At 63.5% G+C, this 13,630-nt stretch carries 17 protein-coding genes; 7 read left to right on the top strand and 10 right to left on the bottom strand.

Annotated elements, in window-relative coordinates:
* Nucleotides 1–80: 80 nt before the first annotated feature.
* Complete coding sequence (rnhB, locus tag NKH97_RS01690; RefSeq protein WP_352795258.1) at nt 81–776, bottom strand: ribonuclease HII; 696 nt, start codon at nt 774–776, stop codon at nt 81–83.
* A 151-nt stretch (nt 777–927) separates the two neighbouring features.
* Nucleotides 928–2,082 (bottom strand): PA0069 family radical SAM protein, encoded by a 1,155-nt coding sequence (locus NKH97_RS01685; RefSeq protein WP_127257410.1) that lies wholly within the window; start codon nt 2,080–2,082, stop codon nt 928–930.
* A gap of 149 nt (nt 2,083–2,231) precedes the next feature.
* Here NKH97_RS01685 and NKH97_RS01680 point away from each other — a divergent pair, with 149 nt between their 5' ends.
* Nucleotides 2,232–2,756, top strand: a complete 525-nt coding sequence (locus NKH97_RS01680) for a glycosyltransferase (protein ID WP_352795298.1) — start codon at nt 2,232–2,234, stop codon at nt 2,754–2,756.
* Between the two features lie 143 nt (nt 2,757–2,899).
* Nucleotides 2,900–3,874, top strand: a complete 975-nt coding sequence (locus NKH97_RS01675; RefSeq protein ID WP_352795257.1) for a hypothetical protein — start codon at nt 2,900–2,902, stop codon at nt 3,872–3,874.
* Between the two features lie 7 nt (nt 3,875–3,881).
* Here the strand turns inward: NKH97_RS01675 and NKH97_RS01670 are convergent, their stop codons facing one another.
* The 7 genes from NKH97_RS01670 to NKH97_RS01640 all read right to left on the bottom strand — a co-directional run bounded on the left by NKH97_RS01670 (nt 3,882) and on the right by NKH97_RS01640 (nt 8,184).
* On the bottom strand, nt 3,882–4,304 hold the full coding sequence (locus NKH97_RS01670; protein ID WP_023808670.1) for a GFA family protein: 423 nt from the start codon (nt 4,302–4,304) through the stop codon (nt 3,882–3,884).
* A gap of 137 nt (nt 4,305–4,441) precedes the next feature.
* Nucleotides 4,442–4,996: a molybdenum cofactor biosynthesis protein B gene (gene moaB / locus NKH97_RS01665; protein WP_023808669.1), complete on the bottom strand. Its 555-nt coding sequence runs from the start codon at nt 4,994–4,996 to the stop codon at nt 4,442–4,444.
* Nucleotides 4,983–5,882 carry a 4-(cytidine 5'-diphospho)-2-C-methyl-D-erythritol kinase gene (locus tag NKH97_RS01660; RefSeq protein ID WP_023808668.1) on the bottom strand — a complete coding sequence of 300 codons (900 nt, stop codon included), beginning with the start codon at nt 5,880–5,882 and terminating at the stop codon, nt 4,983–4,985. The genes moaB and NKH97_RS01660 overlap by 14 nt, the downstream gene beginning before the upstream one ends.
* A gap of 20 nt (nt 5,883–5,902) precedes the next feature.
* Nucleotides 5,903–6,088, bottom strand: a complete 186-nt coding sequence (locus tag NKH97_RS01655; RefSeq protein WP_352772272.1) for a hypothetical protein — start codon at nt 6,086–6,088, stop codon at nt 5,903–5,905.
* A 128-nt stretch (nt 6,089–6,216) separates the two neighbouring features.
* A complete protein-coding gene (locus tag NKH97_RS01650; RefSeq protein WP_023808666.1) occupies nt 6,217–7,080 on the bottom strand; it encodes a S49 family peptidase in 864 nt (287 codons plus the stop codon).
* Between the two features lie 79 nt (nt 7,081–7,159).
* A complete protein-coding gene (locus tag NKH97_RS01645; RefSeq protein ID WP_352772275.1) occupies nt 7,160–7,960 on the bottom strand; it encodes a tRNA1(Val) (adenine(37)-N6)-methyltransferase in 801 nt (266 codons plus the stop codon).
* Nucleotides 7,960–8,184 (bottom strand): putative signal transducing protein, encoded by a 225-nt coding sequence (locus NKH97_RS01640; RefSeq protein WP_352795256.1) that lies wholly within the window; start codon nt 8,182–8,184, stop codon nt 7,960–7,962. Before NKH97_RS01640 ends, NKH97_RS01645 begins: the two co-directional genes overlap by 1 nt.
* Nucleotides 8,185–8,387: 203 nt before the next feature.
* Here NKH97_RS01640 and NKH97_RS01635 point away from each other — a divergent pair, with 203 nt between their 5' ends.
* Nucleotides 8,388–9,404, top strand: coding sequence for a polyprenyl synthetase family protein (locus tag NKH97_RS01635; RefSeq protein ID WP_023808663.1), 1,017 nt, complete (start codon nt 8,388–8,390; stop codon nt 9,402–9,404).
* A 21-nt stretch (nt 9,405–9,425) separates the two neighbouring features.
* Here the strand turns inward: NKH97_RS01635 and NKH97_RS01630 are convergent, their stop codons facing one another.
* Nucleotides 9,426–10,862, bottom strand: coding sequence for an MFS transporter (locus NKH97_RS01630; RefSeq protein WP_352772278.1), 1,437 nt, complete (start codon nt 10,860–10,862; stop codon nt 9,426–9,428).
* A gap of 100 nt (nt 10,863–10,962) precedes the next feature.
* Between NKH97_RS01630 and NKH97_RS01625 the strand changes: the two genes are divergently transcribed.
* The 4 genes from NKH97_RS01625 to NKH97_RS01610 all read left to right on the top strand — a co-directional run bounded on the left by NKH97_RS01625 (nt 10,963) and on the right by NKH97_RS01610 (nt 13,450).
* Nucleotides 10,963–11,565, top strand: coding sequence for a TetR/AcrR family transcriptional regulator (locus tag NKH97_RS01625; RefSeq protein WP_023808661.1), 603 nt, complete (start codon nt 10,963–10,965; stop codon nt 11,563–11,565).
* Between the two features lie 75 nt (nt 11,566–11,640).
* Complete coding sequence (locus NKH97_RS01620) at nt 11,641–12,309, top strand: GntR family transcriptional regulator (RefSeq protein WP_127290934.1); 669 nt, start codon at nt 11,641–11,643, stop codon at nt 12,307–12,309.
* A 107-nt stretch (nt 12,310–12,416) separates the two neighbouring features.
* Nucleotides 12,417–13,010, top strand: a complete 594-nt coding sequence (locus NKH97_RS01615) for a biotin transporter BioY (RefSeq protein ID WP_023808659.1) — start codon at nt 12,417–12,419, stop codon at nt 13,008–13,010.
* On the top strand, nt 13,007–13,450 hold the full coding sequence (locus NKH97_RS01610; protein WP_352795255.1) for a DUF1284 domain-containing protein: 444 nt from the start codon (nt 13,007–13,009) through the stop codon (nt 13,448–13,450). Before NKH97_RS01615 ends, NKH97_RS01610 begins: the two co-directional genes overlap by 4 nt.
* Nucleotides 13,451–13,630: the final 180 nt, after the last annotated feature.

Below are 13,630 nucleotides of genomic sequence, written 5' to 3'. Positions count from 1 at the left end.
GCTTGGAGAGTGCGTGAGACGCCGAAGCGGCCAATCTCCCCACAACAAGGGGGAGATTGGCTTGTCGCCGCCGCCGTTGTTCAATCCAGCCCAGCAAAGCTCTCTTCTTCAACCACTTCAGCGCCACCCAGCCTGAACGGCGAAAACGATACGCGATGCAGCCGCGCCACCGGGCCATGCGCTTCGATCGCGGTGCGATGGCGAAGCGTGGCGTAGCCCATATGGACTTCGAACCCGTAGCGGTCGTGGTGGTTGCCGCATCCGCACATCATGCGGTCCCGCATCACCTTGGCGACGATCGAGGCGGCAGCGATCGATTGCGAACGCTGGTCGCCCTTGATCAGCGCGCGCCCCGCGCAAGGCAGGCCCGGCGGCACGTCGCGTCCATCGGCAAGGGCGAGCTTCGGTCGGACCGACAGCCCTACCAGGGCGCGGCGCATGGCTTCCAAGCTTGCCTTGAGGATGTTGCTGCCGTCGATGCCCTCGGCGCTGATGGAGGCCATTGAGACCGCCTGCGCAGAGCCGAGAATTCGAAGGAACAAGGCTTCACGCTGCAAATGGCTGAGGCGTTTGGAATCGTCGAGGCCGTCGGGAATGTTGGCGGGATCGAGCACCACGGCCGCAGCGACCACCGGCCCGGCCAAGGGGCCACGGCCGGCCTCGTCCATCCCGGCAACCGGCCACAGGCCCTCCGCCATCGCCTTCGTCTCGAAGGAGAAGTCGGGCTTCTCGATGATATCAAAGAGAGGCGGAGAATCAGAACGCGCGCGAGCCATGTTGCGGCGAGGTTCGCATCGGCTCTGATTCTCCGCAAGTCCCTCCGGGTCGGGTGGGGCGCCGGACCGGGAGGGCACCGTCTGCAGGCCGGGGCAGGCCGGACGGGATTCTGGTGCCGCGACGGATCAAACCACCGCGACGAATTGTCTCTCAAAGCAGCGTCAGCTGCACCTGGTCTTTCCCGGCGGCAACGAACTGGTCGGTCCGCAGCGTGCGCCGTTCGGCATTGAGGCCGAGCCGCTTGGCTGTGATCTCGAAGCGCCGGCCGATCTGCCAGGCATAGGGACCGGCGCCCTTCATGCGTTTGCCCCATTCCGAATCGTAGTCCTTGCCGTCACGCATCGAGCGGATCAGCGACATCACATGGCGGTAGCGGTCGGGATAATGGCGCAGCAGCCAATCCTTGAAGATCGGGCTGACCTCCAGCGGCAGGCGCAGGATCACGTAGCCCGCTTCGCGCGCGCCGGCCGCACGTGCGGAATCGAGGATGCGTTCCATCTCCGGATCGGTCAGGCCCGGAATGATTGGAGCCACCATGACCGACGCCGGAATGCCGGCATCCGAAAGCTGCCGGATCGCTTCCAGCCGCTTGGTCGGTGTCGACGCGCGCGGCTCCATGGTGCGCGCCAGCATACGGTCGAGCGTCGTCACCGACAGCGCCACCTTGGCGAGCCCGCGCTCGGCCATGCGAGATAGGATATCGATATCGCGCGTCACCAGAGCGGACTTTGTCACGATGCCGACCGGATGGCCGCGCGCTTCCAGCACTTCGAGGATTTCGCGCATGATCCGGTATTGCTTCTCGATCGGCTGGTAAGGGTCGGTGTTGGTGCCGATGGCGATGGTGCGCGGCTGGTAGCTGTCCTTCGAAAGCTCCTTGTCGAGCAAGCGCGCCGCATCAGGCTTGGCGAACAACTTCGATTCGAAATCCAGACCCGGCGACAGGCCCATGAACGCGTGCGTCGGGCGGGCAAAGCAATAGACGCAGCCATGCTCGCAGCCGCGATAGGGGTTGATGGAACGGTCGAAGGAGATGTCGGGCGATTCGTTGCGGGTGATGATGGTGCGCGGCTTCTCTACCTGCACTTCGGTCTTGAAGGGCGGCAGTTCTTCCAGCGAATTCCAGCCATCGTCGAACACGTGCCGGCTGACCGGCTCGAACCGGCCGGAGGGATTGATGCCTGCTGACCTGCCGCGGTTGCGGTCCGGACGGACACGCATGCCACTCTGCTCGACCATCGCGTTGGCCATCTCGGCTCTTCCTGCTCCGAAAGCTGCAATGTCGGCGCGCACGATCTGTTCCATTTTCGCCCGCTCCCAGGGACTGTCGATGTTGTGTCGAATCGCTCTGCTCATGAAACTATTCCTATTTCGCTGAGAAGAACAAAGCAAGAACTTTCTATGGTGCGATGCAAAACTGGCGCTGTCGGGCGCTTTCCGCTATTCGGCTAAGGATGCTCAGTGTTGTCATCGAAACCCGCAATGACGAGGAGGGCCTCGCCCGCACGCTCGCCTCGCTGATTGGCGGCGCGGTAGAAGGCGTGGTGCGTGAAGTCATCGTCTGCGATACAGGCTCTACCGACCAGACGCATCATGTGGCCGAGCATGCCGGCTGTCAGTACGTGACGGGCGGTGTCGCTGCCGGCATCCGCCAGGCCAAGGGGGATTGGTTGCTGCTCCTGGAGCCGGGCGCGCGGCTGGTGGAGGGCTGGATCGATGAAGTTGTCGCCCATACGGCCAGGCAGACCATGGCGGCACGGTTTTCGCGCACGCGAGCCAGTCGCACGCCATTCCTGGCCCGGGTCTTTTCGGGAAACCGCGCCTTGGCCGACGGATTGCTGATCAGCAAGCGTCAGGCGGCGGCCGCGGCAAAGAGCGCCAGCAGTGCCGAGGCCATCGCCCGCGGCCTCGCGACGAAGCGGCTCGACGCTGAGATTTGGATGGCGCCGGCCAAGCAGGAGCGCCGCCCCTCGACGTGATTTTTTGCAGTTGCTCAGGTCATTGTGCATTGCACAAAATTTGACGCGGGGTTATCTTCCGTTCAAGCGGGAATTGGGTTTGGGTCATGCCGAGAGGCGAGCACCGATGCGGCATCGGTGGTGCTCTCATAGCCGAGGACCCAATGAAGCTTTCAACCCCCGACACATCCGGCGCGGCCAGTCTCGAGGCCATTGCGCGCAACGGCAGCCTGCTGCGGCGCATCGCCGTGCGTATTCCAACCTATCTGACGGACCTGCGTGAGAACCCTGCCTGGCTGCCGATGTTCGTGTTGGCGCGCACCATGCCCGGACGCCGCATGCATTGGCTCGGCGCAAAGCGCGCCCGCCCGGTCGCCAATGCCGGGGATACGATGTTTGCCGGTGTCGAACGGGGAGCGGTCGTCGATGCGTTGCGCTCCGACGGGCTGTTCTCAGGCCTGGTCCTGCCGCCTGATATCCATGAAGAGATCGCCGACTTCGCCGGGCGCACGCCTTGCTTCGGCAATTTCGACCGCCGTCTCGAATTCATGCCGGGGGAACATGCCGAGGCCGAGAAACGCCTTGGCCGCTCGCTGCTTAGCGGGCATTTTTTCGAGCGCATCCTCGACTGCCCGGCGGCGCTTGCCATCCAGCGCGATCCGCTGCTTCTGGATATTGCCGCGCACTATCTCGGCGGCCAGGCGAAACTGATCACGACGCGGGTCTGGTGGAGTTTTCCCACAGGTGCCGCTTCGGATGCCGACAAGAACCTCGCCTCGCTCGGCAAGTATCATTTTGACCTCGACGACTGGCGCATGCTGAAATTCTTCTTCTACCTCAAGCCGGTCGACGCCGACACCGGTCCGCATGTCTATGTCAGGGGCAGCCACAAGCGCCGCAGCCTAAAGCATCAGCTTACCCTTCTGGTCGGCCATCCCGCGCAACAGGTTCTGGATGTCTATGGCGAGCAGAGCCCGGTGACGCTGACCGGCGAGGCCGGTCTCGGCTTCGTCGAGGACCCCTTTGGCTTTCATATGGGCACCATGCCGGCACGCACGCCGCGACTGATGATGGAAGTCGGCTTCGGCGTATCGCCGCCGTCGCGCCGACGGTTTCATGGCGAGCCGGTCATCCGCTGAGAGCTGCCTATCCGAAGCTCATCTCGACAGGCGTCCAGTGAGCGCGGCGCCTGGCTTGGCGCTGTGCCCGGCTTTCGGCATCGAAGTCGACACGAGCCGGCTCCTGATTGAACCGCTCTCGGTCGTCCAGGGCGTTGATGATGACGATCGCCCTTGCGTCATCCTCTCCGGCGATTGCGGCGACATAGACGCCGCAATCCCGGCAGATCAAATAGTCGGCCGTCCTCAGCCCGAACTGATATTTTCGCAATCGCGCCTCATCCTTGACCGAGATGGTCAGTCTGCCGTCCGGATCGGCAATGGCGCGCGAACCATGTCTGACACAGAACGAGCATTGGCAGGCGCGAACTTCGATTTGCGATGGGTCGAGTTCGGTTGAAAATGCAAGGCGTATGTTGCCGCAATGGCATCCGCCGGTATGCGTGGTCATGGTTCTGCCTTGTCGTGATGGCGATGATCGCCTTCAGGCAAGGTACTTTTCCGAGGTTCGGTTTGGAATGGTGTTTCGAAGGCACCGGTGCTGTTCTGCCTGCAAAAGCGGCGTTGAACCGACGCTTTGCCTGGCTTTTACAAAGCCGATTTGCCGCGCCGTAAATGCTCGTCCAGGCGCGGCATGATCTCGACGAAGTTGCACGGCATGTGCCGGTAGTCGAGCTGCGCTTTCAGGATGCCGTCCCACGCGTCCTTGCAGGCGCCTGGCGAACCCGGCAGCACGAAGACGAAGGTGGCGTTGACGACGCCGCCGGTCGCCCGACTCTGGATCGTCGAGGTGCCGATCTTGTCGTAGGAAATCCGGTGGAACACTTCCGAAAAGCCATCCATGCGCTTTTCGAAGATCGGCTCCAGCGCGTCCGGCGTCACGTCACGGCCTGTGAAGCCGGTGCCGCCGGTGGTGATGACGACATCGATATTCTTGTCCTGTGACCACGCCAGAACCGTGTCGCGGATTTTCTCGCGGTCGTCGGTGACGATATTGCGGGCCGCCAGCAGATGGCCGGCCTCGGTGATGCGGTCGGCCAGCGTCTGGCCGGATTTGTCGTCGGCGAGGCTGCGCGTATCCGAAACGGTCAGCACCGCGATGCGCACGGGAATGAAGGAGCGGCTCTCGTCAATTCTGGCCATCTGCGCCCTCCGATGCGATGCTGCGCGTCGCGGCAACGAACCAGTCGGGCTGGCGGCCGCGGATTTCGGCGGCGGCGCGCTTGGCGACATTGCCGGTTTCGAACAGGCCGAAACATGTCGCGCCGGATCCCGACATCCGCGAGAACCCCGATCCGGCCTTGTTCAGCCAGGAAAGCGCCCTGCCGATTGCGGGTTGCACCTCCAGCGCCGCGGGCTCGAGATCGTTGCGGGTGATCTCCAGCCAGTTGCGCAGGCTGTGAAAATCGATGCTGCGCGGCAGCGGCGGCAAGGCCTCATTGTCGCGCCGGGAAAGCGCTGCAAAGACATCCGCCGTCGACACCGGGGTGCCTGGATTGACCAACACCAGGCCAAGCGCCGAAAAATCCGGCACCATCGACAGTTCATCGCCGATGCCACGCGCCACCAGCGGCTTTGCCGCCAGGCACATCGGCACATCGGCGCCAAGCGAAAGGCCGATCCGCGCCAGCTCGCTGCCATCGATGTCCAGCGCCCATGTCTCCACCAGTCCGCGCAGCACGGTCGCCGCGTCGCTCGAACCGCCGCCGACGCCGGAGGCAACCGGCAGGTTCTTTTCCAGCCGAATAGCGACCGGCGGTGTTCTCTCGTGCCCGGCTGTCTGCCGCAGGGCATCGCGCGCCTTGAGCACCAGATTGCTGGCGTCGAGAGGAACGGCCGGGGCGTAACGGCCGGATACGGTAAACTCATCGCCGTCGGCGGGCGCGATTTCGACCCTGTCGCCAAACCGTGTGAACACCGCCAGGCTCTCGATCAGATGATAGCCGTCAGGGCGCCTGCCGGTGACATGCAGCGCAAGATTGATTTTGGCGTGTGCGTGCCAGCTACGCGACCCGATGTCGGTGTCCACAATCGTCTGCGGGATGATGCTCAGTCCTTGGCCAGCCGGTATTCGCCGGTCTTCGGATCCTTGACCAAAGTGCCGATCGCGCCGTTGGCCGTTTGCTTTTCTGTGCGCCGCACCTTGGCGGTCACGCGCTCGGCTTCCCTAATGAAGGTGCGGTAGCCGAAATAGGCGGCAACGCCAACGACGGCCAAGAAAATGATCTGCGGCATGCCAAAACTCCTCCCACGCTGGGCCGGCGAAGGCGGCCGGTCGGGTCGGTTGATGCATGTCGGCCCGCTTTTGGGAACACGACATGCATGAAACTCAAGCTCTCATGCTAGACGGTTTTGCCGGGTTTTCAAAGCCCGAAGCGAGACCACAATGCGCGCTCTTCCGCCGCATCGATCACGCCGCTGGCGGCAGCGGCTGCGATATCGGGCGCTGAAAAGCCCTTGCTTGAGCCGAACAGGCCGAAGCGGCTAAGGAAACCGCGCGGTGTCGTGATCAGCCTGAGTTGGGTTTTCGCCCCGAAACGGGTCTTGAGCACAGTGCGCATGTCGCCGAGCGCATCGACCAGCCCGAGTTCGAGGCCCTTGATGCCGGTCCAGAACAGGCCGGTGAACAGGTCCGGATCGTCCTTCAGTTTCGTGCCGCGCCGCTCCTTGACGAGGTCGATGAAGGTTGCGTGCACCTCGAGCTGCAGCGCCTTCAGCCGCTCGACATCTTCCTTTTTCTCGGGCTTGAACGGATCGAGCACCGCCTTGTTCTGGCCAGCGGTGTGGACACGTCGCTCGATGCCGATCTTCTTCATCAGTTCCGGGAAGCCAAACGAAGCCGAGACGACGCCGATCGACCCGACGATGGAGGACGGATCGGCAAAGATCTCGTCACCGGCGACCGCGATCATGTAGCCGCCCGACGCCGCGACATCCTCGACGAAGACCAGTACCTTTTTGTTCTTTTCCGTGGCCAGGTCACGGATGCGCTTGAAGATCAGCCTAGACTGCACCGGCGAGCCGCCCGGCGAATTGATCGAGATGGCGACCGCCGGCGCGTCGTAGGAAAACGCCTTCTCGATGAGGCCGGCGGTGGAAGCCAGCGACAGGCTCGGCCGAAACTGCCCACCGCCTGCCATGATGGTGCCGTGCAGCCGGATGACCGGAATGGTGACGACGGTGGAGCGCCAGGATTTCGGCAACAGGCGGTTGATGAGTCGTTTCACGAGGGCGCGGTCTCCGGTCGATAGGTTGCAGGCATGTAGGGATTTCCCGGCCAACGGCAATGTGGCCGGGCAGAATAGCTCAATCTCCGAACAGCGAGGCGAGGCCGTTGGTGATCATTTCGCTGCGCTCGTCGGGGCCGTTGCCTGATTGCGCGTGCAGCATCAGGGGCGGGCGGATGGCAAGCTTTCCCCGTGTCCCGAGCGCTGCCCGCACGACGATGCGGATCGCCGCCGCATCGGGACGAGGGTGGACGGCGAGCATCTCGGCATCGCCGAAGCGGCCGGCGATCGCATCGAGAATGGCGCCGAGCTGTTCGGGCCGGGCGATTACGGCGAGCCCGCCGCGCGGCCTGACCACCGCCGCCGCACTGCGGATCCAGCTCTCGAACACCCCGTCCTCCATGACATGGGCCTCTTTTCTGAGGCGATCGGGGGAGGCGCGGTCCCGGGGAGCGTTGAAGGGAGGGTTCATGATGACGAAGTCGAAGTCGTTGTCGGCGAGGCCGGCGGCCGCCCGCGCCCGGCCCGATACGGTGACATCGGCGACCAGCACGGATGCGCGATCGCTGAGATGGGCATTGCCGGGATGGGCAAGCGTCGCCGCCGCGAAGGCCGCCATTTCCGGCGCGCGTTCGACAAGCACCGCCTCTGCCGCCGGGCAGCGTGACAGCACCGCCAGTCCGGCAGCTCCGGCTCCGGCGCCGAAATCGGCCAGGCGCCCGCTAAAGGTCGATGGCACGGAGGCCGCCAGCATCATCGCATCCATGCCGGCGCGATGACCGCCATGTTTGGGCTGCACGAGCCAGAATCGGCCGCGATGGAAAGCGTCGACCGTATGGGCCGGCGTGTCCGGGACAAGGGCGGCGGGCGCGGCGGACATTATTTTCCGCGGATTTCGTTGGCGATGCCGGCATCCGTCAGGATGCGCCGTGCCGCGTCGGCCTGGTCGGCATCGACCATGACGCGTTTCTGCAAAAGGCCGATCGACCCTTCGAGAATGCTCATATTCTGATCGGCGACAAAGCAGGCGATGCCGGCGTCGCGCATCAGCGCTTCAACAAAGGAGATGATCACGGCATCGTTGGTGCGGACAAGTTCTATCATCGTATGAAACTCGCAGTTTGCGCTATTGATGTAAACGGGCAGGGGATTCCGAGGCAGAGCCCCTTTCCCTCTCGGGTCGTTGACATTCCGTCATCGACGCCGCGCCAATTCGCCACTTGCCGTGGCCATGTCCGCCGCCCTAGAGTCCATGCAGGGACTAAGGGTGCCGTCGCACGCTCTATACCAAGACGGGAGTGATTGTTGTGGGTGTCGTTCTCAACATCGAAAACGGGAAGCGGGAGCCCGCCTCCATCAAGGATCTGATCGATCTGACAGTGGCGGATATGGGGCGCGTCAATGAATTGATCCTGTCCAAGGCCGGCTCCGACGTCGAGATGATCCCGGAGGTCGCCAACCATTTGATCTCGTCCGGCGGCAAACGGCTGCGGCCGATGCTGACGCTGGCCGCCGCGCAGATGTTCGGCTATGCCGGCGAGGGCCACGTCAAGCTCGCCACCTCCGTCGAATTCATGCACACGGCGACGCTTCTCCACGACGATGTCGTCGACGAGAGCGGCATGCGGCGCGGCAAGAAGACCGCCCGCATGATCTGGGGCAACCAGGCAAGCGTGCTGGTCGGCGACTTCCTGCTCGGCCAGGCTTTCCGCATGATGGTCGATGTCGGCTCGCTCGAAGCGCTCGATATCCTGTCGAGTGCTGCCTCCATCATCGCCGAGGGCGAGGTTATGCAGCTTGCCGCCGCCAAGAACCTCGAAACCACCGAGGACGAGCATTTCGCCGTCATCAAGGCCAAGACCGCCGCACTGTTTTCGGCTGCTGCCGAGGTCGGCCCCGTCATTGCCCAGGCGACCCGCAACGATCGTGCGGCGCTGCGCTCCTACGGCATGAATCTCGGCCTTGCCTTCCAGCTGATCGATGACGCGCTGGACTATGGCGGCACCAGCAAGGATCTCGGCAAGAATGTCGGCGACGATTTCCGCGAAGGCAAGGTGACCTTGCCGGTCATTCTCGCCTATCGGCGGGGCACGAAGGCCGAGCGCACTTTCTGGAAGCGTGCCATCGAGGACAATGTCACCGATGACGCCGGTCTGGAAAAGGCGATCGGCCTGATGACTCGCCATGGCGCCATTGCCGACACGATCGGACGCGCCCGCCATTTCGGCGAGATCGCCCGCGACGCGCTGGCGCCGCTGGAAGCGACGCCGCAGAAATCGGCGCTGATCGACGTCATCGATTTCTGCATCAGCCGGGTGAACTGAGCGGCGTCACCCGGTTGCCGGCTACTTCGCCTTTCCCGGCAAAGCGATTGCGGCAAGCAGGCTGACAACGATGCCCGCCGCCGCCAGCCAGAAGGCGATCTGTATGCCGTCGGCTATCGCGGCCTTCAGTGCATCGCCGCTCAATCCGCCGACATGGCTGTTGGCGATCGCGATCAACGTCGCCATGCCGATCGCGTTGCCGATGTTGAGCGTCGTGCAGGCCATCCCCGAGGCGACGCCCTGTTCGTCGTGAGCCACGCCCGACGCGGCCGCGATCCACATGGCGGTCCAGACGATGCCCTGTCCGACACCGGAGATGATCAGCCCTGGAACGAGAGCCAGATAGAAGCTGTTGGCTGATGCTCCAAGGACCATCAGCGCCGTGCCGGCCGCCCCTATGACCATGCCGCCGACCAGGGTCGAGCGGGTTGAAAAGCGCGTTGCCAGGCGTTCACCGAGCTGCGTGCCGGCGGCGATGGCGATCGACGGCACCAGGAAGGCGAGGCCGGTTTCCAGCGCGGTAAAGCCATGCACGGTCTGCAACAGGACGGTGAGGAAATAGGGCAGGGCCCCGAACGTTCCCATGAACAGGAAGGTGATCGTCATGCCGGCGACGAGGCTGCGATTGCGGAACAGCCGCAGCGGCATCAGAGGGTCGGCGCTCCTTGCCTCTATCAGCGCGAAGGCGATGATGAAGATCGCTGCCAGCGCGGCGCTGGCGATGATCGCTGGCGAACCCCAGCCATATTCAGGTCCCTGGACCAGCGTGAAGACCAGCAGCGTGGCGCCTGCGGTGACGGTCAGCGCGCCCGGGAGATCGAAGTTGCGGTGCTCGCGCCGCTTGGGGTCGCGTGGAATGATGGCAAAAGCGGCGATGATGGCGATGCCTGCCAGCAGCACATTGACGTAGAAGACCGACGACCAGCCGAAGGCGCCTGTCAGGAATCCACCGGCCAGTGAGCCAAGGGTGAGGCCGCTCGCGCCGGCACCGCCCCACACCGCCAGCGCCCTGTTGCGTTCCGGTCCTTCGGCAAACAGGCGGTTGATCAGCGAGAGCGTCGCCGGGAACAGGAAAGCGCCGCCGATGCCTTGTACAGCGCGGGCAGCGATGATGATTTCCGGCGACCAGGCGAGGCCGCCGACCAGCGACGAAAGCGCATAGAGCCAGAGAGCGAAGATGAAAATGCGGCGCTGACCGATAAGGTCGGCGGCTCGGCCGCCGAACAGCAGAAAACCGCCGGTAAACACGGTGTAGGCGCTCACCACCCATTGCAAGGTCTGGCCGGAAAAGCCCAGTCCAGCCCCGATTTCGGGCAGCGCCACGAAGACGATGTTGATGTCGAGAGCGATGATAAGCTGGGCGAAGGCGAGCAATGCCAGCGTAGCGCCGCGCTTCGCGCCAACCTCTCCCTGTGTCGCCATGGCGCCGAACGGCAGCCCTTGATCGAATGAACTCATGCCAATCTCCTTTTGGTTCTTTATCGATCGACAAAGAATTGAATTTGCAATCCGGAGTCAAGCGGATTATTTGTGGATCGATAAAGAAATGGAGGCTGCAATGGCGGGACGGCCAAGGGAGTTCGACAGAGCCCAGGCTCTGCAGAAAGCGCGCGATGCCTTCTGGATGCGCGGCTACGAGGGCACCTCGATGGCCGACCTCGTCTCCATGCTTGGCCTAGCCTCGGCGCGCATCTATGCCGCCTTTGGCTCGAAGGAGGATCTGTTTCGCGAAGCCGTTGTTCTCTACGAAACCAGCGAAGGAAGCTTCGCCACCAGCGCGCTTGCCGAGGAGCCGACCGCAAGGCGGTTTGTCGAGCGGTTGCTGCGCGATGCAATCGAAATCTACACAAGGCCGGACTTGCCGAAAGGCTGCATGGTCGTCTCGGCCGCCACCAACTGCGCCACGGAAAACGATAACGTGCTGCACTGGCTGGCCGAGCGCCGACTGGCGCGCAATGCATTGATTGTCGAGCGCCTGAGAAAGGGCGTTCGCGACGGCGACCTCAAGCCGGATACTGATCCGGAAGCGCTTGGCGACTACTACACCACGCTGTTGTTTGGCCTCTCTGTGCAGGCGCGCGACGGGGTGCCGAAGAAGCGGCTGCATGACCTGATCACCGTGGCGATGCCTGCACTCGACGGTTTCGTCTCACAGCCTTGAGTCTTGCTTCTGGCGCCTCGCGATTTCGACTGCAATTGGCTCGACAAGCTGCCCTGCCGCAAATTATCTATAAACATGGCAAAGGGCACGGACGACACCATCGCGGTGCGCATCAGCAAGGTTCTGGCGGACCGGATCATTTCCGGTGCGATCGAGCCAGGGGCCAGGCTTCGGCAGGATCATATCGCCGAGGAATTCCAAACCAGCCATGTTCCGGTGCGCGAGGCCTTCCGCCGTCTCGAGGCGCAGGGACTGGCCATCGGCGAGCCGCGCCGCGGCGTGCGTGTCGCGTCTTTCGATCTGGGCGAGGTCAAGGAGGTCGCCGAAATGCGGGCAGCACTCGAAGTGCTGGCGCTGCGCCACGCCGCGCCGCATCTGACATCGGCCATTCTCGATCTCGCCGAGGAGGCGACCAAGGCCGGCGACAAGTCCCGCGATGTCAGGTCGTGGGAAGAGGCCAACCGCGCCTTCCACCGCTTGATCCTGTCGCCATGCGGCATGCCGCGCCTGCTCGCGACCATCGACGACCTGCACGCGGCAAGCGCCCGTTTCCTGTTCGCGGCATGGCGGTCGGAGTGGGAGACGCGCACCGATCAGGACCATCGCGCGATCCTCACCGCCTTGCGGCAGGGAAACACCGAATCCGCGGCCGTCACACTGGGGCGGCACGTCCAATGGATTGGCCGCAAGCCGGTCAGGACGGCTTCCGGAACGACGCGCGAAGCCTTCGCCATAGTAGGTTAGACGGCCTCCGCCAAAGCCAGGGCTTGCAATCCCCAGGGAAGTGTGGATTCGATAATAGATCGAAAACAGAAATTATCTATAATTTGCAATCGATCGAAGGAATCCCAATGACAGACGTCGCATTCTCACCCGGCAAGCCGTCGTTCAGTCCGCTCCAGCTCCAGGATCGTTCTCTTGCCTGGCAGGTTGGAGCCGTCGTGCTTGGCACGCTGTTCCTGGCGCTGGCGTCCTATATCGAGGTGCCGATGGTGCCGGTCCCGGTAAACATGCAGACCTTTGCGGTGACACTGATCGGCGCCCTCTATGGCTGGCGGCTTGGCGCGCTCACCATCGCCGCCTGGCTGGTCGAGGGTGCGGTCGGCTTTCCGGTTCTGTCCGGAGGGGCAGCGGGTGCGGCGCATTTCGTCGGGCCGACGGGTGGCTATCTCTTCGCCTTCCCGCTTGTCGGCGCACTGGTCGGCTGGCTGGCCGAACGCGGCTGGAACGGCAAAAGGGTGATGCTTGCCTTCGTCGCCATGCTGCTTGGCAACCTTGCCTGCCTTGTGCTTGGCACAGCATGGCTTGCCGTCATGATTGGAGCCGAACAGGCCGTTACCTTCGGCTTCCTGCCGTTCATCGTCGGCGGCTTGCTCAAGTCAGCGCTGGGTGCCGCGACCCTCATGGCCCTTCCCGGCGGCAAGGCGAAGCCGGCCAATCCGTGACGATCAGGCTGCGCGCCCATCACCTCCTTTGCCTGCTCACCTATGTGGGCAAGGGATACAGCCCCGCCTTCATCGCCAATTATGATCGCGTCGCGGAGCGCCTGAGCCGGGGCGAGGGCATCCTCCTCGTTTCCGGCCCCGACGATGTCTGCGCTCCCTTGCTCGACGAGCCGGAACCGCATTGTCTCAACGAGAGTGTCGTCGAGCGGGACCGGCTCGCCGCGCTGGATATAGAGGAATTGCTGGCGCGGCCAATCCGTGTCGGCACCCACCTCGATCTCGACACGGGGACCTTAGCCCGGATGCGGCAGGCGTTTTCGGCTGGCCTTGTACGCAAGGCCTGCGGCGGCTGCGAATGGAACGAACTGTGCAGCACGATAGCGGCCGGTGGATATAGCGACACGCTGGTGCAGCGGTCCGCCTCGCCAGCCAAGGGTTGATATTGGCGCCGAGCTCAAGGGTCGAAGCTGTGATATATTCGGCGCTGCGCAGGGCCATGGCCGAAATTCAAAATCGGAAAACTGCCCCCTGTCGCCATGATTTGTTAATCGGGTGCCCGGATTGTGAATTCGAGGCGGATTGAAGCGCGACCCCAAAAAGGCCATGCTTTGCCTGGAAAG

It is taken from the genome of Mesorhizobium sp. M0870 (assembly GCF_040319775.1).
In the GTDB taxonomy this organism is placed as follows: Bacteria; Pseudomonadota; Alphaproteobacteria; order Rhizobiales; family Rhizobiaceae; genus Mesorhizobium.
The sequence above is the reverse complement of the archived record's forward strand: the minus strand, read 5'-3'. Positions and strand labels throughout refer to the sequence as shown.